The organism is Streptomyces sp. NA04227, from assembly GCF_013364195.1.
Lineage (GTDB): Bacteria > Actinomycetota > Actinomycetes > Streptomycetales > Streptomycetaceae > Streptomyces.
Genome location: NZ_CP054918.1, coordinates 5692935 through 5713029 on the forward strand (window position 1 = coordinate 5692935; position 20095 = coordinate 5713029).

The 20095-nt window shown below is 67.9% G+C and carries 9 protein-coding genes; 3 read left to right on the forward strand and 6 right to left on the reverse strand.

From position 1 onward, the window contains the following. Positions 1-18: 18 nt before the first annotated feature. The 3 genes from HUT18_RS24380 to HUT18_RS24390 form a co-directional block, all read right to left on the reverse strand. Complete coding sequence (locus HUT18_RS24380) at positions 19-6945, reverse strand: polymorphic toxin-type HINT domain-containing protein (protein WP_176102693.1); 6927 nt, start codon at positions 6943-6945, stop codon at positions 19-21. Positions 6946-7051: 106 nt separating this feature from the next. Beyond that, complete coding sequence (locus HUT18_RS24385) at positions 7052-11290, reverse strand: LamG-like jellyroll fold domain-containing protein (RefSeq protein WP_254878784.1); 4239 nt, start codon at positions 11288-11290, stop codon at positions 7052-7054. A gap of 714 nt (positions 11291-12004) precedes the next feature. Beyond that, positions 12005-13102, reverse strand: coding sequence for a MerR family transcriptional regulator (locus HUT18_RS24390; RefSeq protein ID WP_176104774.1), 1098 nt, complete (start codon positions 13100-13102; stop codon positions 12005-12007). A gap of 425 nt (positions 13103-13527) precedes the next feature. Between HUT18_RS24390 and HUT18_RS24395 the strand changes: the two genes are divergently transcribed. The 3 genes from HUT18_RS24395 to HUT18_RS24405 all read left to right on the forward strand — a co-directional run bounded on the left by HUT18_RS24395 (position 13528) and on the right by HUT18_RS24405 (position 16050). Then, on the forward strand, positions 13528-13770 hold the full coding sequence (locus HUT18_RS24395; RefSeq protein ID WP_254878785.1) for a hypothetical protein: 243 nt from the start codon (positions 13528-13530) through the stop codon (positions 13768-13770). 103 nt (positions 13771-13873) lie between these two features. Then, a complete protein-coding gene (locus HUT18_RS24400; RefSeq protein ID WP_176102695.1) occupies positions 13874-14896 on the forward strand; it encodes a zinc-binding dehydrogenase in 1023 nt (340 codons plus the stop codon). A gap of 230 nt (positions 14897-15126) precedes the next feature. Further along, the gene (locus tag HUT18_RS24405; RefSeq protein WP_176102696.1) at positions 15127-16050 is read left to right on the forward strand and encodes a LuxR C-terminal-related transcriptional regulator; all 924 of its coding nucleotides are present in this window, start codon (positions 15127-15129) and stop codon (positions 16048-16050) included. A 181-nt stretch (positions 16051-16231) separates the two neighbouring features. On the opposite strand, the gene HUT18_RS24410 is transcribed toward HUT18_RS24405, so the two are convergent. The 3 genes from HUT18_RS24410 to HUT18_RS24420 form a co-directional block, all read right to left on the reverse strand. Continuing rightward, positions 16232-16753, reverse strand: coding sequence for a flavin reductase family protein (locus HUT18_RS24410; RefSeq protein ID WP_176102697.1), 522 nt, complete (start codon positions 16751-16753; stop codon positions 16232-16234). 111 nt (positions 16754-16864) lie between these two features. Beyond that, the gene (locus tag HUT18_RS24415; RefSeq protein WP_176102698.1) at positions 16865-19141 is read right to left on the reverse strand and encodes an MMPL family transporter; all 2277 of its coding nucleotides are present in this window, start codon (positions 19139-19141) and stop codon (positions 16865-16867) included. Between the two features lie 121 nt (positions 19142-19262). After that, positions 19263-20069: a methyltransferase domain-containing protein gene (locus HUT18_RS24420; protein WP_176102699.1), complete on the reverse strand. Its 807-nt coding sequence runs from the start codon at positions 20067-20069 to the stop codon at positions 19263-19265. Positions 20070-20095 lie beyond the last annotated feature (26 nt).

Below are 20095 nucleotides of genomic sequence, written 5' to 3' on the forward strand. Positions count from 1 at the left end.
TCCTCACTTGCTACTCACTTAGTACGGAAACGCCGTCACGACTTTTCCGTCGTTAACGATTACGCGGACACCGGTTAGCTCGCCTCCACCATTCGCCGGGCCCGCTCTCCCGACAGGGGTTCCGAAATCCCACTCGTAGATTTGACCAGGCCGCGCCTCGCCTGTAACAGGGTCCGGCGTATTGGGCTTCGGCGTTCCCCGGTTGATAGTGTCGGCTATTCGCTGGCGAACGTGCTTTGCCTTACCGGTGAAGATCCCAGCGGCATCGTCTACCAGTGCACCTCCAGGCCGGTGACGGTCCACGATGTGCTGCCAGTCGCCGTTTTCCAGCGCCGCGGTTCCACACAGGCCATTCGAATTGTGCACCAGGACCGGCGTCTCGCCCGCCAGCACATAGTACGTGTGCAGCCCCTCCACCGTGAGGTTGTAAGTCCTCGCATGCTTGGTGAAGGGCTTGTTGGCGGTGACGATGACCGTGTCACCCTTGTCGGTGCGGAGGGTCATTCCCGGCTTCAGGCCGCGGGCCGGGACCCAGTCCTCCTCGGACGGGGACCAGAACGGGTGCTCGTGTGTCGCTGTCAGGGACTCGATCCCCTGATCGGTGGCAAGGGAAAGCTTGTTGAACTTCTTGTCCGCTTCGGTGCGGATCAGGTGCGTCACCCGGTGCGGTTCCGTCTTACCCGTCTTGGGGTCGGTTGCCAGAACCTGGTCACCGACCTCGACATCCTCGATGTCTTCGGTTGATCCGTCTGCCATGAGGACATCGGTGCCTGCCAGGAAACACTTGAAGCAATCCGATAGATCCATAGCGTCTTTGGCACGGTCGGCTTTCTTCTTCCCCTTGAACCACTTCGATACGAAGCTCAGAGCCTTGAGCGGCTTGAACGTAGGGAGATCACCGAGAGTGCTGATACACGCCGTACTGCGGCCTTTCTTCTCATAGCACTTATCCCAGGCTTCTAGGTCAGGTCCGACGATGTACCACGCAGCCTTCACAGGGCGGGGCGAGACCAGCCACTTGAGCTTGGATTCAGCCCACTTGTTCAACGCGGTGGGACCGTACTGAGGCCCATTCACGCCCCCGCCGCCCGAGGACCCGGTCTGTTGCACCGCTGCCGAGGGGACAACCGGGTTGATGACTCCCCCACCGGTCGGCGACCCGTTCTTGGAGAGGCTTCCGTCGCCGTGTGTCACCACACCCGAGCCGCATCCCAGTCCGGTGCTGCCTCCGCAGGCGAGGCCGAGGCCGGAGGGGTCGGAGAACACGAGAGGGTTCTGTGCTCCGTAGGAGAAGCCGTTCAGTGTCTGCGGCTTGTCCACTTCCAGGAGTGGGTCCACGCTGAGGAATTGGCCGAGGCCCGGGTCGTATTCGCGGGCCCCGAGGTGGGTCAGGCCGGTGCTGGGGGTGTCGTCGGTGCCGCCGACGAAGCCTTTGGTGCCCGGCCAGGCGTTGGGCTTGGTTCCCCGGAGGCCGCCGAACGGGAGCGTGCGGCGGGCGGTGAGTTGATGGGTGGCCGCGTCGATGGAGAGCTGTGCGGTGCCGTGGTGGTCGGCCAGGGTGAAGGAGACGCTGCCGTCGTCCTTCTGTACGGCCTGGTTGCCGCCGCCCAGGTCGATGTATCGCGTGCCCTTGGGTTGGGTCGCGCCCTTGGGCAGTGTGATCTCGGTGTTGCCGAGGTAGAGGGTCGTCTCGGTGGGTGTGCGCCCGATGAGCCGGTTGCCGTCGGCGTCGTAGAGGTATTCGGTCGTCTTCGTACCGCCCGATCCGTCGGGCTCGGACGCCTTCTCCAGATGTCCCTCGGCGTCCCACGTGAGTGTCTGGTTCGCGGAACCTCGTGGACGGGATGTCGTGTTGCCAGTGTTGTCGTACGCGTAGGTGTCCGTACGCGGGCCCGAGGGACCGGTGGTGGCGAGCGAGGTCAGCGTGTGCGGCTGGGGGGCGGTGGCCGCCGGGTAGGTGTAGGTGCGGGTGGTGTCCTTGGCCGTGTCGCCTGACGGGTCGTGCAGGGTCTCCTTCGTGCGCTGGCCGGCTTTGTTGTATTCGTACTCGTGCCAGTACGGGGCCGGGCCTGCGATCGCGGTGCCGGAGGGCTGCGCCGCGCAGGTGGCCGTGGACTGGGTCCATGCCTTCTCCAGGCGGCGCAGGCCGTCGTACTGGAAGCACTGGTTGTCGGTACCCGCGCTCGAAGTGTCCTTGATCGAAAGGACGTTGCCTGCGTCGTCGTACGAGTAGGCCGCCTTGCGGTCGATGGTGCTGACATCCTCACGGTCGACCTGTGAGGAGGCGAGCCGCTGGGTCCCCCACTCGTAGGTGTTGGTGACCCAGGTGTGCTTGCCCTCCCCGTAGGACATCTCGTACTGCTCGGGATTACCCGTCAGGGAGTAGCGGGTGTAAGCACGGACGCCGCTGCCACCGCTCAGCGAGATCGGGCGCAGGGTGGCGTCCTCGTACATGTAGGAGAAGACCGTCGCAGGCAGCGCACCCGCAGTCGGGTAACCCCTTCCTTGAACGGTGCCCGAGGGGTTATAGGTCGTGTCGAAGGTGTAGTTGCCCTGGAGAGTGCCCTCGGAGGCGGGAACGCTGACCTCGGACCGCCGTACACGGTAAAGGCGGTCGAGCCAGGTGACCTTGTTGCTGTACGCCTGGCCTCCGGAGTAGCGGATGCTTTCCGCCAGTTGCCCCTTGGCGCCGTCGAGCGTGTCGTAGATCCACTTGGCGCGCAGGGGGCCGGTGAGGGAGTCCTTGCGCAGTTCGGTCTTGCGGCCGAGGCCGTCGTGGACGTGGGCGAGGGTGGTGCCCCGTGCGTCGGTGGTGGTGAGCAGTTGTCCGCGGATGTCGTAGGTGCTGGTCGCGGTGCCCTTGTCGGGGTCAGTGGACTTCGTCTTCAGGCCGCGCAGGTCGTAGGTGTTGGTCCACACGGCGCCGTCCGGGCCGGTGATCTGCGCGACCTCGCCGCGGGGGGTGTAGGCGTACTTGGTGGCGTCGAAGGTGACGCCTTCGCGGTCGTGGTGCTGGCGCAGTTCGGTGGTGCGCCCGCGGGCGTCGGTCAGCGCGGTGGTGGTCGTGCCTCCGACAGGCGGGACGACCTTGGTGCGGTCACCGCCGTAGTAGGTAGTGGTGCGGCCGAATTCGGTGCCGCTCTGGCCGTTGCCCGCGACCTGCCAGGCAGCCGTCTCGCGGCCGAGGCCGTCGTAGGAGTGGCGGGTCTGGGTCTCGACGTTCATTGCTTCGTCGAGCTTCGACAGGGGGGAGCCGACGGGGGCGCCGTTCATGTAGTAGGGCGCGAACTCCTGGTACACCAGGCCGCGTTCGTCGTAGAAGGTGTCGGTGAGCAGGCGTCCGCCGTTGGGGCCGGGCTGCTGGGTCTGCCGGGGGCGGAGGAAGCCGTCGTAGAGGACGTAGGAGATGTGCTGTGCGCCGTTGTTGCCGATCTCGCGGGTGCCGACGGAGACTGGTTTGCCCTCGGCGACGGTGTACACGAATTCGTACGTCGGGGTCTGGCCGGTGAGGCGGTCGGCGAGCCAGACTTTGGTGGAGCGTCCGAGGGCGTCGTAGGCGAAGTTGGTGATCTTGTCGTTGGTGTCCTTGACGCTCGTCTGCAGGCCGCGCAGGGCGTCGTACTTGGTGGTGGTCGTCTGGGCCGTTGTCGCGTCGCCGGTCTTGGCGGGCGGGGTGGTCACCTTCACGGTCGTCGCGAAGCCGGTGGCCGGGGTCGGTTCGGTGGTCGTGGTGCGCCCGTCGCTGCGGGGCAGGCGGGTGAGGACTCCTTCAGAGGTGACCCGGACGTCGGCGGTCAGGTCGTTGACGGTGAGGGCACGGCCGTAGGTGTCGTAGGTGGTGCCGCTCTCGCGGTAGATGGCGGTGGAGTCCTCGTACGAGTCGAGCTCCGCCGAGGCCGTGACATTGCCGTTGGTGGGCGCGGCCCCGTAGGCGCCGTTGTCGTAGGCGTGGCGGGTGTCGCTCATGACGTCGGCGGGCCGGGCCGGCGTATCGGCACAGGACTTGGCGACGGATTCCTCGCGCGAGGGGAACGCCAGGAGGTTGTCGGTGGTGTTGGTGGCGTACTCGGTACGGGTGCAGGTGTTGTCGTCGGCGCGTGCGTCGTCGCCGAAGTCGTCGACCTGGGTGGGGCGTCCGGCGACGGTGTCGAAGGTGTTCTTCTGCGAGGTCGTGCGCCACTGGCTGCCGGCGCCGTCGTCGAGTGAGATGAAGGTCTTCGTGTGGGCGGTGCCGGTGAAGTTGGCGGTCACCGTGCCCCAGGTGCGGGTCTTCTTGGCCGTCTCATGGTGCCAGGGGCGGCTGACGGTCTTCTCCAGAACCGCGCCACCGGGCTTGGAGTAGCTCGCCGTCTTGTAGGCGAAGCCCGCGGCTGAATCATGATCGGTGATCGGGTCGCCCTCCCCGCCGCCGAGGGTCACCGACTCACTCTTGGTGCCACCGGTGGGTGAGGCGCGGTCGCCGTCCATGCCGCGCAGGAAGTAGCTGTCCGACTGCGTCTTCATCGCCGACGCGCCGCCCTGGCCACCGGTCTGCACCCGGACGTGCCCATAACCACGCCACTGCGACCAGGTCTTGAACTTCTCCTTGGTCAGGCCGTCGTCATCGTCGTAGTGCCAGGCGGCGTCCCCGAGGTAGCTGTAGGAGGTCACCTGGTCGGGAGCGCCACCGGTGCGGTCGGTGGCCGTGACGGAGTTGACGACGTACTTGTTGAACCACTGCTGTTCCGGGTCGTCGGTGGCGTCTCCCCCGATGTACTGCGGGAAACACCGGGTGGTGTTGCTCTGCGGAGTCGGCAGGGCGGTCCAATTGCACGCCGCGGCGGAGTAGTTGACGTCGATCTGGCCGCCGTATTCGTCCGCGACGGTGGACAGCCGGGACTTCACGAAGGGGGCGTACCCGTCGCCGGTCTTGTCGAGCCGGTTGACGAGCTGGGTGTAGGCGAAGGTGGTCTTCGGCAGGGTGACGGCGGGGGTGGCGCTGTGGCCGGTGTGCTGCACGGAGTCGAGCAGGAGCTGGTAGTCGGTGTCGGCCATGCCCCAGCGGTGGTTCAGCTTCCAGGAGTCGACGTCCTTGTACGTGGCCGAGGCAGCGTCGAGGACCTGCGAAGTGACCTGGGTGAGCCGCTTGCGGGTGAAGAAGGACGGAGACAGGCGCCCCTGGTCGCAGTCGGTGCCCGCCGCGCAGTTGAGGTCCCACGGCGTGTCGTACCAGTAGAAGCCGTCGGTGGAGATCGAGGAGCAGTCGGTGGCGGCGTCGGGGATGCAGCGCTCGCTGTCGGTGAAGTTCACCTTCGCGAGCGCCTTGGTGCCGTACATGGTGCTGGAGCGCAGGCCGTACTCGACGCGGTCGAGGGTTCCGCCGCGGGTGTACGGGGTTTCGTCGGCGGCCTTGAGATTGCGGCCGTAGTGGTTGGTTTCCTTGTTGTAGTAGTAGGCGATGGCGTTGCCGTGCGGGTCGACGGCGTAGTCGAGGTTCCAGCGCCATGCCTGCTGGCACCAGGAGTCGGCGAAGGTGGTGCCGTGGCACTTGTCGCCCGCGTCGTCGCCGTAGACCGGAACGGTCCAGGTGGAGTCGGTGGTCTCCTTGCCCTCGGCCCAGCCGGGAAGGCGGTGGTATCCGAAGTAGTAGCGGAATCCCTTGGCGTCGGTGAGCCGCCAGTACTCGCCGTCGTCGTCGCCGTTGCCGCGGTCGCTCGAGGCGAGACGGTCGATCTTCGTCCCGTCGTCCTGCTTGAACCGATAGGAGTTGGCCCCGGCGGGGACGAGTTCTCCGCTCTTGCCGTTGAAGGAGACGAAGGCGTTGTCGTAGGCCCAGCACAGGTCGCCGGGCTTGTTGCCGTCGGCATGCTTCACACCATCGTCCGCGCAGGACTTGTAGCGGCGCTCGATGAACCCGGGCGACAGATCAAAGCCGTCACCGACCCAGGACGACTGGTTGTTCGTGCTGCCGGTGCGGCCGTCCACAGCGCCCGAGGAGTAGCTCAGGGCGAGGGACGGCTCGAGCCCGCCGGGGACGTCGGGCGCGGAAAACGGATACGACCAGGCGAAGTCACCAGTGTTGAGGTTCGTCTGCCACGAGGAGGAGGCCGCCAGAGGAGTGGCCTTGTAGTCGCCCTTGCCACCTTCGGTGCTCGCGACCGCGGCGAGGACGGTCGGCGCGGCGCCGGCGAGAACGACCTTGCGCGCAGTGACGGTCTGCTTCTCGGCATCGTTGGTGGAAGGCAGAGGCGTTGCCGCGCGGCAGACCTTCTTCTCCGGTGAGGTGAGGGCGCAGGCGGGCAGCTCCACGAGCTGGAGCCGGGAGGCCCAGCCTCCGCCGTATGCGTCGGCGAAGTCGGCGTAGTCCACGGTGACTTCGACACGTTGGCTGTTGTTGCTCGTGGCTGCCCTTGGCGTGGCCGCTCGGGAGGACTTGGCGGAGGGCTTCTCGGCCGTCTTCAGCCTGCCGCTCCCGGACGCCTGCTCGGCGGTCTTCGGTTCCAGGCTTATCAGCAGACCGTTCACCCCAGCCTTACGGGCCGCCTTCCGGTCGAGGGTACGGGCGCTCACCTCGAAACCGGCAGGCTTCGCGGATCCCGACTCCCTGTCGACGGCAGCAGCTTTCAGCCGGAGCGGGAGATTTCCGGGGCGTACCTGTTTGGCCGCTTGTCCCGCCGTGGCGGGTGGTGCGAGGCGCACACTGCCGGTGGCAGCCGCCGGCCAGTCGACGTCCGGCTTCCCCTGCGGAGTGCGCGGCCCCTTCTGTACCTTGCGCGGTTCGACCTTGGCCGCATGGCCCTCAAGAGGTTTGTCGGAGCTGGGAGTTGCGGGCCGCCCCTTGCCCGAGTCGGCCACCTGGGCGGGCTGGGCAACGCCCTGCAGCAAGGTGCCGATCATGATCACGGCTGAGCCCAGCGCGACACTGCTGCGCAGGGCTCGGAGCTTGTTGGTCGGTCTGCCGTTCATCCTGTGCTTCGTCCTTCACTGAGGGCGTTGGGGCGCGCCTGTGTACGGCGGGCCCAGTGATGGGATTGCGCTGAGCGGCGACGACAAAGTGGCGCCGGGGGATCGGTCAAGAACCGGTGGGAACTTCGGATGGCCTGTCCTGGCGCGGAGTTGCCAGATCTTGGATCTGCGAGGCAGTCAACGTGCCCTGGAACGTCCACAGATCAGAGACCAGCCCCGGCCACGTCCGTGCCCCCGCGACCCCGTTGCCGCCCACGGTCAGCGGCCGACTGGAGTTGTGGGACAGCGAGTTGAAGCTCCACGACACCCGGTCCTCGCAGTTCGGATCGTCCGCGGTGCCATCGCCGTCGGAGTCGGCGCAAGTGAACTGCTCCAGACCGCCGTTGACGTAGAGCAGGAGTTGGCGGCGGGTCCCGTCCTGGACGAGGGCGACGTGGTTCCATTCCGTCGGTGTGAAGAACTGGCTGTTCTCCGCGCGGGCCACGACCGCGGTGCTTCCGTCCGCGGAGGCCGTGGTGACCACCCAGGAACCCGGATCGGTCTCGGGGTTGGCTCCCGGTTCGTATCGCAATTCGAAGGGATGCTTGCTCGCTCCGGGCACCGTGAGGACCGCTGCCGTCTGCGACGGGACCGCGGCGGCCTGCACCCAGGCGGACGCGGTATAGCTCTGGCCAGTGTCGAAGGGGACACGCGCCGACACGGCGTGATCGTCGACGCCGTCCAGGACCAGTGCTCCGTCGATCCCCTGCGCGCTGTCGACCACGGCACCGCCGCGCAGGCTCAGGTCGTTGCTCCCGGCGAGGTCGTCCGGCGTGATGGAGGCCGTGGCGGAGTCGAACTTCCAGCGGCCGGTCAGCACCGGCCGGTTCTCGTACAGCGTCCGCACCTCGTCGTCCGATACGGCCCTGTCGTACATCCGTACGTCGTCGACCTGCCCACGCAGGTGGCTCAGCGGTCCCGAGGACGCGAGGGCGCTGCCCAGGGTCACCGGGCCCGTGGCCAACCAGGGTGTGATGAACGGCTGTTCGTCCACGAGTTCGCCGTTGACGTACAGACGGATCTGCGAAGAGTCGAGGTCGTACACGCCCGCCACGTGCGACCAGGAACCGAGCCCGCCCGCCGGGCAGCCGGGATTGTCGGGCGGACAGGCGTTCTGCCGGGCCCTCACGAACGAGGCGTCCGTGCTGTCCGCGGTCGGACGCAGGAACACCCACCCGCCGAGCGAACTGGAGTGGTACAACTCGAAACCGCGCTGCGGGCCACTGCTCTGCGCGACGGCGGTCATGGCCGCATCACCCTTGTCCTTGGGCAGCTTGACCCACGCGGCCACCGCGAAGCTCTGGAAGGTATCCATGACGGGCCGACCGCTGGTGGCGTAGTCGTCGACCCCGTCCAGGTTCAGCGCCTTGTCGGCCAAGCCCTGTACGCCGGTCTGCGCGCCGCCCCGCAGGGCCGCGGTGACCTTCTGGGCGCGCCCGACGACCCGGCTGGCGCTGTCGTTCTCGTCCAGCGGCCAGACCAGCTTTGCGGGACGGTTGGTGTCCACGGGGGACTTGCCGTGCAGCTTGGTGACCTGCTCTGCGGTGAGCTGGTAGTCGAAGAGCTGGACCTCGTCCAGGTGTCCCGGGAAGAAGTTCTCCACGGTGCCGTAGTGGGAGGCCGCACCCAGCATCGTCCCGCCTCGGGCGTCCCACGGGGTCGAGAACGGCGCGCTCCCGACAAGCTTGCCGCCGATGTAGAGCAGCAGCTTCTGGTTGGGGTTGTCGAAGACTCCGACCAGGTGCGTCCAGGTGTCGAGGCGTCCTGCCCGGCATGCTTCGTCGCCTGCCGTACAGCTGGGCTGGCTCGCGCGTGCGACCGTGCTGCCCGAGGCGTCGGCCCCGTGCCGCAGGAACGACCAGGAGCCCGTGGAGGGCGAGTAGTAGATCTCGAAGCCGCTGGTGTTCTGGCCGGGCTGGGCAAGCGCCGCGACCGCTCCCTGCGGTGCGGTCGTCGGCAGCTTGGCCCACAGCGACACCGAGAAACTCTTGCCGGTGTTCAGCACAGGTGAGGGGCTCGCGGCGTAGTCGTCGATACCGTCCAGCCCGAGAGCACCGCCCGCGGTGCCCGCGGCACCGGCCTTGGCTCCCCCGTGCAGTTCGGCCTCCCACGTACCGCCCTCACCGGTGACGGAGGACGCCCCCGCCGGTTCGTCCAACTGCCAGGAAAGCCGGTCGGGTTGACCAGAGCGCACCCGGAACACATAGGTCGCCCGAGTGCTTCCGCGGCTCGCGGCATCGAATGCCTGCACATGCAGGATGTTCACGCCCGGCTTCGACGGCATCGTCTTGATCGATTTCGCCGCGCCCCCCGTTGTCGAAATGGTGTGCTGCGCCTGGTCGTTGATGCGATAGGTGTACTTGGTGACGTCTGTGGCCGGGGAGTCGAACGTGAAGGTGCCGTAGCGGCCCACCCCATCGGTCCATGGTGTGGCGGTGTCCGTGGACGCCGGGTAGTGCGGGGAGGAGACGGACGGTGGCGCAGGTTCCGAAGAGTCGTAGATCACGCCACAGGTCGTCGCGGAGCCTTCCCAGGACCATGGGGACCACTGGGCCCCGTCCCAGGATCGGGCGTACCAGCTCACCTTGCGGTCCGGCGGCAGGTTCGTTGGCGTGACCTTGAAGTCCGAACCGGATGACTTGGTGGTGGTCTTGGACTTCCACCGGTTGACGAAGCCCTTGCCGTCGCCGCTGTCCCAGTCCGCGCGGAATTCCACCGCGACGTTGTCCCCGTCCGGGTCCTTCACGTCGTAGGCGTGAAGGGACGGCACGTACCTTGTCCGGGCCGGATTGTCCGGGTGCACGCAGGCTCCGCCCGGCTCCTGAACGAGCTGCGACATGCGGATCTGCGAGGGCGGACGGTTGTAGGTGACGCGCAGGTAGGCGTCGTCGGAGAAGCGTTTCCAGCCCAGGGCGTCGGACTCGTTGACGGAACGCAGTCCGAAGGTGAGCGTCGACCAGCGGTTGTCTGCGGCCTGCTGCACGGCGGACTTGACGTTGAACTCGGCGTCCTTGGCGGCGCAGCCCTCATACCCATAGGCGAATGTCTGCGTGCTCAGGTGGTCCGCCCAAAAGCCGGAAGCGGTCTGCGAGTTCCACGTCGTGGAGGACGAGATCCCCTTGGTACGCCACAGCTCCACGCTGCGCTCGTCGCACGACGCCGACCAGGTGTTACGGACGGCGAACTCGGCGGACAGGATCGACTTGCCCGCGAACGCACTGACGGGGACCTGGTAGAAGAGCCGCTTGGTGTCGTGCGGGTTGCAGTAGTACCAGTTGCAGTAGCCCAAGCCTTCGTCGGAGTCACCGTTGAACTTCCACTGCGGGGAGTTCGCCCAGTACTTCGACGCCATGGTCCAGGAGCTCGCCTTGGGCGAGTACCACTGCGGATCGATATAGACCGGGTAGACGGTGCCGGGCCCGGCGAGGACATCCTGATCGGGGGTCAGCGTCAACTCGCCGCCGTCACCGCTGACTTCCACCTCGACCGGCGCGAGACGCGCCGAGTCCCCCGCACCCGGCTCCTCGTCCACGGCAGGCGCGTCACTGCGCGGGGCAGACCCCTCGTCGGCCGAGGGGGCGCTCGCGCCCTTCGCCGATGACGGCGCGGCGCCAGCCGTCTCGCGGCCGCCCGCGGTCCCCACTTCGCTGGAGTCCCACATGAGGGGCTTCGACGCCTCGAACACGATGCCCTGCGCGCCCTTGTCCCGCGCCTCCAGGCCACCCTGTTCCGTCTCTCCGACGGTGAGCCCTTCCGTCTCCAACTTCATTCTCAGCGTGGCGAGTTCGGGACTCTTCGCCGCTTGTTCGGACTTGACGACCAGAAGCTGGGTGAAACCGTCCGCCTGCGCACCGAGCCGTAGATCGACGTCCGGCAGGAGGTTGGTGTACGTGGCGGTGTCACCGTCGAGCCTCGGCACCGGGACGGGGCCGGGCCAGGCGATCTCCAGTGTCCGGCCCGCACGTTGCAGCCGGACCAGGGCGTCCTCGCCGCCGCCGGAGAACTCAAGCCCCACCGTGGCGTTGCGCGGAGTTACCGCCCCGGACGCTGAGTTGACGAGCGTCGTGTCGACCGACTTCCAGACACCGCCGGTCCGTGTGCGCACCGGACGCAGGTACTCACGCGCCTCCAAGCGGCCCTCGGGAGTGGCGAAGACATCGCGGCTCTCCCCTCGCAGCGACGTCACCTCGACCTTCTGCCCCGACCGGCGCGCCTCTGCGATGGCCTCGTCCTCGGACGAACGGCCCGACTCCGCTGCTTCCTGACCGGCAGCCGCGTCCCGCGCCGTCTCCGCAGAGGCGGTCACGGCCGAAGCCGTGCCCACACCCGCAGTTGAGGCCGCTGCACCCACAAGTGCACTGACCAGTAGGAACGTCAGCGCACCGCGTGCACGGCGACCAGCACCCGCCGCCCACACAAGAGCATGACGAGTCACCCTCATCCTCTCCCCGAATTCCCCACATCTGCGTACGGAGAGTGGGCGTTGAGAACCTAATGTGAGTCAGATGGATCAGTCCATGCTCATTTATGGAGCGAAACACCTGGGATCGGGCATTTTTTGTCTGGAGATTGAAACCGAGCCCTCACATAAGGGGCCGCCATGTGGCTCGTCGAAGCCGACGACCGCGCGCGATGCCCCAGACCGACCGCCCTGCCCCACCCGACCGTCCCCCGCCGCACTCAGTCCCGCGGCAGAAGCGACCCCAGTGGGCCGAGGCCGATGCTCAGGTCCTCGACCTGGAGTTCTGGGCGAGCCGTATGGGTCCTGCATCGACCTCTGAACGTGCCATTCTGGATACGGGGGACAATAGGGCCCATTCCGATATCACGGGACATATGCGGGATCACACATCTGACCAGGCATCAGGTAATGCGCTGACCTGGGAAAACACCGGAAAGGCCGACGGCCTCCGGAGCCGTGTGCGCAGGTTCGAATCCTGCCGGGGGCACTCCGGAACAAGGCTCTGACCAGCAGAAATGCGGGTCAGGGCCTTTCTCGTATGTGCCGCAACCGCAACGGTCAAGCGATGAGCAGGCGAAGGCCGAGATCCGCCGCGTCGAGGTCGGCCAGGTCGCTGTTGCGCTCGGCCCACCGGCCGGAGTCGAGGTCGTCGCCGAGGCTTCGCACCGCACGCTGCTCGGCCTGGGGCCCCACCCTCGTCCACACCGACATCGCACGGCGCACGTGCTCCTCTAGATACGCCCCGGGCCTGCGCCAGTACGCCTCGAACAGGCCGTCGGTGCAGTCCCACGGGATGGGCACCGGCTCGGCGCGGGCGCCGATCGCGTCGGCCATCCCCGTCAGCGAGGGGAACTCCGCGAGGATGTCGGCGAATTCGGGCAGGTAGTCGCGGGTGAGCCAGAACCGGTCCTGCCATCCGCGCTCGTCGGTGTCGAATGTGAGCACCACTACGCGCCGGGCCACGCGCCGCATCTCGCGCAGCCCCGCTATCGGGTCTCCCCAGTGGTGAACGGTGGAGACGGCCATCGCCACGTCGAAGGACCGGTCCTCGAACGGCAGGCTCTCCGCGGCGGCCGCCACGCACGGCGCCGAGCCGGCAGGCCGCTGCCCCCGCATGACCGTCGACGGCTCCACCGCGGTCACCTCGCGGTCGGTGGGCTCGTAGGAGCCGGTGCCGGCCCCGACGTTCAGCACTGTCCGCGCGTCGCCGAGCGCGTCCCAGATCTGCGCGGCGATCCGTGGCTCGGTACACCGCGTCGCGGTATAAGCACCGCCGATCGCGTCGTACAACCGTGCACCGAGCACCTCCAGTTGCTCCTCCGGTGTCACCTTCAGTCCCTTCGCCCGTGCCTCGAGTTCTCTGTCGATGGCCGCCACCATGGCGTCGGCGCGCTCACGCCGCTCCACCAGCAGGCCGCGCAGTCGGCGCAGGTGCGCGACCGCGTCGGTGGACGGGTCGCCGACCAGTTGCGCGACCTCCCGCAGCCCGAAGCCCAACCGCCGATAGGCCAGCACTTCCCGCAGCCGCTCCACGTCGTCCGCCGAATAGGCCCGGTACCCGGCCGCGGTCCGCGCCAACGGCCGAACGAGCCCGATCTCGTCGTAGTGATGCAGCGTGCGGACGCTCACGCCGGCCAGCTCGGCGACGCGTCCCACAGTCCAGTGATCGTCCACGGCCACGACTATGCGGCCTCACGCCACGTGAGGGTCAAGAGCCCCACTCACGGCAGCAACAGCCGTACGCGAAGCGGCGGTTCGTGCCGTTGTTCGGGGTCGGTGGCCTCGTCGGAGCGGATGCTTCGTTTGGGCGGGACGCACTCGGGACAAAGTTCTCGATGAGTGGTCAAGCAGAACGTCGGGCTCGGGATTCGCGGGACATCCACAACCTGCGAAACATGTGCGCAGGTTTGAATTCCTCGGGATCAGCTTCGGACCAAAGCCCCGATTCCGGAAGGGCAAGTCGGAATTTTTGCGCGTATCTGCTGTCAGTGAGCTGTGACGTCGCTGTGCGAACAGATTTCCGGCTCCCCGTACGCATGCCCCATGATGGGTTCCTCCAACCGATCGTCCCAGGGGGATTCGTGCGCGCCCGTTACATCGTTCCGGCGGCCTTCGCTGTCATGACCTTCGCTCTCACCGGCTGCTCCGACGAGGGCGGCAACGAGGCGGACTGCAAGGCCGAGATCACCAAGCAGCTCAAGAGCGGTAAGACTTCGGAGGACAAGCCCGAGGTCTGCGAGGGCATCTCCGACAAGGACCTTGAGCGTCTGGCCAAGGAAGCCATCAGCGAGCAGATGAAGGACGCGAAGCCCAAGGCTCCGTGACGCCGGGACAGCCTCAAGCGCTCATGCAGCCCCTGGCCGGGTTCGGCCGGGGGCTGCCGCGTTATTCGCAGCGCCGCGCGAGGGAGAGTCCTACCCTGCCCCCATGCGCGCCGTAGTCCTCAGTGAACCCGGTCCCGTCGAGAACCTCACCGTGCGGGAGTTGCCGCTGCCGCCGGAGCGGGACGGGTGGGTTCGTATCCGTGTCGAGGCCTTTGGGATCAACCGGTCGGAGTTGCACACGAGGACCGGCTTCGCCGAAGGTGTCACCTTTCCGCGGGTGCCGGGTATCGAGTGCGCCGGGACCGTGGACTCGGCCCCGCAAGGCAGCGGGCTGGTGCCGGGGCAGCAAGTCGTCGCGATGATGGGCGACATGGGGCGTACGTACGACGGTGGGTATGCCGAGTACACGTCCGTGCCGGTGTCCAATGTGGTGCCGTTCCGCAGTGAGTTGCCGTGGGAGACCGTGGGTGCGGTGCCCGAGATGGTGCAGACCGCGTACGGCTCGTTGAGTACCGGGCTCGATCTGCGGGCCGGGCAGACGCTGTTGATCCGTGGCGGTACGTCCTCCGTCGGGCTCGCGGCCGCCGCGTTGGCCAAGGCCCTCGGGGCCACTGTCCTCGCGACCACGCGCCGGGCCGAACGTGCCGCCGAGCTGAAGCGCCACGGGGTTGATCATCCGCTTGTCGACGAGGGTGAAGTCGCCCACAGAGTAAGGGAGTTGTTTCCCGACGGGGTGGACGCCGCGCTCGAACTCGTCGGCACTCCCACGCTGCCGGACACCCTGCGCGCGACCCGCGTCCACGGCACCGTCTGCTTCACCGGCATGCTGTCCAACGAGTGGCTGGTCAAGGACTTCTATCCGATCGGCTATCTGCCCAACGGTGTCCGGCTGACCGCCTACGGCGGCGAGGCCGCCGATCTGCCCCGCGAGGTGCTGCAGCACCACCTCGACGCGATCGCCTCCGGCCGTCTGACCGTGCCCGTGCATCGGGTGTACGACGGTCTGGAGGAGGTACGCCGGGCCCATCGCGACATGGAGGAGAACTCCGCGGTCGGCAAGCTCGTCGTACGGGTACGGCACCCCCTGCGCCAGGGACAGCAAGAAAGTAAGAAGGCAAGAAGGTAAGAAGGACGGAAAGCGAGAAGCGGTAGCCGACCCTCCGGACTGCGAACCCCGAACCCCGCATTCCGGATGAGAATGCCGTCACTGAGCGTGCGCGGTGCCACCCTCACCAGCCTGGAACTCGCCCCACTCTTTGGTTACGATCCCACCTCGTTCGAGTAAGGGCAGCGGGGGCGGCAATGCTTGAAGTGCTGGGGATCGATGCGCAATCACGGGATGTGTACGGGCTGCTGTTGGACAGTTCGCCTGGCCGAGTCACGGATATCGCGCAGGAGTTGGGGCGTTCGCGTGAGGACGTCTCGCTCGCGTTGAAGCGGCTCGCCGAACTGCATCTGGTGAGTGTCGCGGACGACGGCGAGAGCTGTGAGGCCCATGATCCCGGGGTTGTCCTGCCGGTACTTCTCTCTCGGTGCGAGGCCCAACACGCACGCAGACAGCGGGAGTTGAACACCGCCCGGAGCGCGGTCGCGGCGCTCACCACCGAGTACGGCCATACGCGCGCGCAGGGGCACAACTGGATCCGCCGGCTGCACGATCCCGCCGATATCCGCTGGAGTCTGCGGGAGTTGGCCGAGAGCGCCGAGAGCGAATGTCTCGCCATGGTGCCCAACTGGGCAGAGGTGAAAAGCGCGTTGGACGCCGGTGCGGCGGCCGAGCGGCTGGCCCTGGAGAGCGGCGCCGTGCTGCGCAACGTATACGACGCCGGTCTGTGCGAGGACCCGGCCGTGGTGCGCCACATCCGGCGGCGGGTGGATCTCGGCGGGGAGATACGGACCGTACCGGCGCTGACGATGCCGCTGGTGATCGTCGACCGGCGGGTCGCGCTGGTCGCCGCCGACCCGCAGAACCTCGGCGCCGGCGCCCTGGAAGTGCGTGCGCCCGGGCTGATCTCCGCGCTGGTGCTGCTCTTCGAGCGATGTTGGGCCACGGCCACGCCCTTCACCGAGAACCCTCGGGAGGGCGCCTCGCCGCTCGGTGAACGTGAGCGGGAGCTCGTACGGCTGCTCTCCTCCGGTTCCACCGACGAGGCGGCCGCCCGCAAGCTCGGTGTCTCCAAGCGGACCATCCGCCGGATGAACTCACAGCTCATGGAACGGCTCGGCGCCCGCAGCCGGTTCGAGGCCGCGGTGCTGATGGCCCAGCAGGGCTGGATCTGAGGCCGGAGGGAGAGGAGCGGAGCGGGAGAGGGAGAGGCCCGGTGGTGAGGTCGGTGGTCGGTGGTCGGTGGTCGGTGGCACCGTCCTCGGCGCTCTCCTCTCCCCCAACTCCCCAACAGACAGCTCCCCTGACTCCCCTCACAGACAACTCCCCTACAGACAGCCCCTACGGCCAACGTCCCTACAGAGCCACCTGATCCTTGACCGCCCGCTCCCAGCTCGTGAACTGGCGCAGGCCGTAGAGCAGCGGCGGGTGGGAGTGGGTGTCGCCGACGGCCACGTTCTCCACCTCGCCGAAGATGACGAGGTGGTCGCCCATCTTGACGGTGTCCGTGACCCGGCATTCGCCGAAGGCGAGTATGTCGTCCAGGAGGACCGGCAGGCCGTGCGGTGTGGTGGTCCAGCGGACCTTGTCGAAGCGGTCGTCGTGCTTGGAGGCGAACAGTTCGGCGGTGCCGCGGGCGTCGTGGTGCAGCAGGTTCACGGCGAACCGGCCGCGCTCGACTATGTGGTCCGCGGTCTTGCCCGAGGTGTTCGCGCAGACCAGAAGCATCGGTGGGGACAGTGAGACGCTGCACAGCGAGGTGCAGGTGAAGCCGCTCGGCAGGCCGTCGGTCATGGTGGTGACCACGGAGACGCCGCTGGGGAAGGACCCCATCAGCCGACGGAAGGATTCTGTGGTTACTTCGCTTGCCTCGATCATTTCCCCCGTGCCTTCGGTGAGTTGGTTCTGTGATTCTTCGTCCGGTCGCGGCCGCGGGGCCGCGGTCGGGTGGCGGCCGGGCGCCGTAGCCCTCCGGCCGCCACCCGCCGACTAGGCCCCGGCCGTTTCCTTGCCCGCGCTGCCCGGGCCACCCCTGCCGCCCGTACCACCGCCGACGCGGTCCTCGTCACCGGCACCGCCGGGCCGCGGCACACCCGCCGCCGTCGCGGGGCCCTCCTCGCTGATGCCGAACCGCTCCTGGAAGCGCTTCAGCGCGGCCGGTGCCCACCAGGTGGCCTTGCCGGTGACCGCCATCAGGGCCGGTACCAGGAGGCAGCGCACCAGGGTCGCGTCGACCAGTACGGCGAGGGCGACGCCAAGGCCGAGCATCTTGGTGAGGGTGATCTGCGAGGTGCCGATGGCGATCATCACGATGGCCAGGATCAGCGCCGCCGCCGTGATCACCCCGCCGGTGCGGGAGACCGCGAAGACGACGGCCTCGCGGTGGTCCCCGCTCTGGTCGTACTTCTCCTTCATCCGGGACAGGAGGAAGAGGCTGTAGTCCATGGACAGGCCGAAGGCCAGGCAGAACATCAGGACCGGCAGGGAGGTCTCGATGAATCCGGTGGCGGTGAAGCCGAGCGGTCCGCTGAGGTTGCCCTCCTGGAACACCCAGACCGCGGCGCCGAACATGGCCGTGAGACTCAGGGCGTTGAGGATCACGGCGAGCAGCGGCAGCACGACGGAGCCGCTCATCAGGAACACCATCAGCATGGTGACGACCACGATGAACGCGAGGCCGTACGGCAGTCGGTCGCCGATCGAACGCTGGCTGTCCACCAGCATGGCCGCCTGTCCGCCGACCTTGGCCTCGAACGGGGCGTCGACCGTGCGGACGTCCCGTACCAGGTCCTGGCTCTCCAGGGAGATGTCCTCGACGTCCGGGGCGGGCCAGACGGTGAGGTGGCTGGTGCCCAAGACGTGGCGGGCGGCGTGTGCCTGGGTGGGCGGGGCGAGCAGCCTGCCCTCCCGGTAGGTGCCGGTGGGGCTGTCCACGCGGGCGACGTTTGCGACCGTGGAGAGCTTCGCCGCGTAGCCGTCGACGGGCTTGCCGGGCTCGGTGCGGGCGAGGACGTCGATGCCGCCGGTCGGCGATCCGGTGAAGGTCTCGCGGATGGTGTCGTGGACGGCCCTCGGCTCCGCGGAGGCGGAGAGCTGGCGGTCGTCGACGGTGCCGAACTCGACCTTGAGGAAAGGCAGTCCGAGCACCACGAGGAGGGCGGTGACGCCGATGGTGACCACCGGGCCGCGCCGCATGACGCCGCTGGTGAACGACCGCCAGCGCCGTTCCGCCTGCTCCTCGCGGCCACCCCGGATCACCCGCAGGGCGTTCACCCGGTGGCCCAGGAGCAGCAGCAGCGCGGGCAGTACGGTCAGCGCGGCCAGTGCGGCGAGCAGCACCACGGAGATGCCCGCGTAGGCGAACGACCGCAGGAAGTACAGCGGGAAGATGAGCATCGCCGAGAGCGAGACGGCGACCACGAAGGCGGAGAAGAGCACGGTACGGCCCGCGGTGCGCAGGACCAGGGGCAGTGCCTCGGCGGGTTCCCGGCCCTTGTCGAGTTCTTCCCGGTAGCGGCGGACGATCAGCAGGGCGTAGTCGATGGCCAGGCCGAAGCCGAGGGCCGTCGTCAGGTTCATCGCGAAGATGGAGACGTCGGTGAACTCGGTGATGCCGCGCAGGACCGCGTTGGTGCCGAGGATCGCGACGATGCCGATCGCCAGCGGCAGCAGGGCCGCGACGACGCTCCCGAAGGCCAGGAGCAGGATGATCAGCACGATGGGCAGGGCGATCATCTCGGACCTGACCAGGTCCTCGGCGGTCTGCTGCTGCGACTCGTTGCGGACCGCGACGGTGCCGCCGATGCTCAGGTCGAGGTCGCCGATGTGGCCGCGGTAGTCGTCCTCGATGCGCTCGAAGACGTCGCCCGCCTTGGTCTCGTCGCCCTTGATGTGGCCGACGATCAGCGCCTGTTCGCCGTTCTTGGAGCGCAGGGCGGGGTCCTTGGTGAGCCAGTAGGACACCACGCCGGTGACGCCGTCCTCGGCGGCCAGCTTCTTGGTGAGGGCGCCGGCCTGTGCGGCGGTCCTCGGGTCGTCGGCGCCGCCTTCGCCCTCGACGAGCAGGACGAGGTTGGGGCGGCTCTGGGGGAACTTGGCGTCCATGACCTCGGCGGCGAGGCTGGACTCGGCCGCCGGGTCCTCGGTGCCGCCGAGTTTGAGTCTGTCGGCCAGGCCGCCGCCGAGGAGCACCGCCGCGACCAGCATCAGCACGGTGCAGGAGAGCAGCAGCCGCGGACGCGCGGCCAGCCGCAGGAACACTGACATGACGTATCACCAACGGGGAGGAGGGGAGCGGGGGGCGCCCGCGCGGCGGCGGACGTCACCTCACCGGCGGCCGGGGCCGGGCCGCGGCCGCCGGTGAGGTGTACGGGGACAACGGCTGAGGTCAGGGCTTGGTCACCGCGAAAGCGAAGATCGAACCGAACTTGACGAGCCGGTAGTTCACGAACCCGGTCTTCTCCAGCTCCCCGGGCAGCGCCGACAGATCGGTCCGGCGGATGCCGGTGGCCTTGACGCCGAGGCGGCTGCTGGTCCGCTCGTTGATGGCGAAGGTGCTCGCGGTGTAGACGCCGCCCGGCTTGAGGAGGCGGAAGACCTCGCGGTACGCGGCGGCCGGGTCCGCGTACAGGTGCAGCGAGCCGGGGTTGTTGACGCCGTCGAAGGTCTCGTCGGCGAACGGCAGACCGCGTACGTCGCCGCGTACCAGCGAGACATTGGTACGGCCCACGGTCTCCTTGCGTGCGCTGCGCAGCATCTCCTCGGAGATGTCCAGGCCGACCACCGTCGCCTCGGGCACCGCACCGGCCATCTTGTCGGTGAAGTAGCCGCCGCCGCAGGACAGGTCGAGCCAGGCGCCGCCGCGCGACTCGTCCAGCTTCAGCCAGTCGCTGTAGATCCGGAACTCCTCGGCGTAGCTCGGGATGGCGTTGCCGAAGCCCGCGAACAGGCGCGCGAAGAAGGGGCGGCCGACCGCTTCGTAGAGGCTGACGTAGAGCTTGCTCTCCATCATCTTCTGGGCGGTGGTGGGCGCCGCCGGGTCGGGCTTGCCCGGCTCCCGGATCATGTCGACGAAGCCGTCCACGACCGGGGAGAGGCGAGAGCACTCGGTGCACACGTACGCCTGGTCGGACTGGCGTCGGATCGCTCCCTTGCACTGCGGGCAGGCGAGCAGTTCGGACACATTGACAGCCATGTGTTCTCTCTCTATCTCTCGTAGAT

Bases quoted from the DNA above. Each gene is read 5' to 3' on its own strand.
- HUT18_RS24380 (WP_176102693.1), bottom strand. From the start codon at position 6,945: ATGAACGGCAGACCGACCAACAAGCTCCGAGCCCTGCGCAGCAGTGTC.
- HUT18_RS24400 (WP_176102695.1), top strand. From the start codon at position 13,874: ATGCGCGCCGTAGTCCTCAGTGAACCCGGTCCCGTCGAGAACCTCACC.
- HUT18_RS24410 (WP_176102697.1), bottom strand. From the start codon at position 16,753: ATGATCGAGGCAAGCGAAGTAACCACAGAATCCTTCCGTCGGCTGATG.
- HUT18_RS24415 (WP_176102698.1), bottom strand. From the start codon at position 19,141: ATGTCAGTGTTCCTGCGGCTGGCCGCGCGTCCGCGGCTGCTGCTCTCC.
- HUT18_RS24420 (WP_176102699.1), bottom strand. From the start codon at position 20,069: ATGGCTGTCAATGTGTCCGAACTGCTCGCCTGCCCGCAGTGCAAGGGA.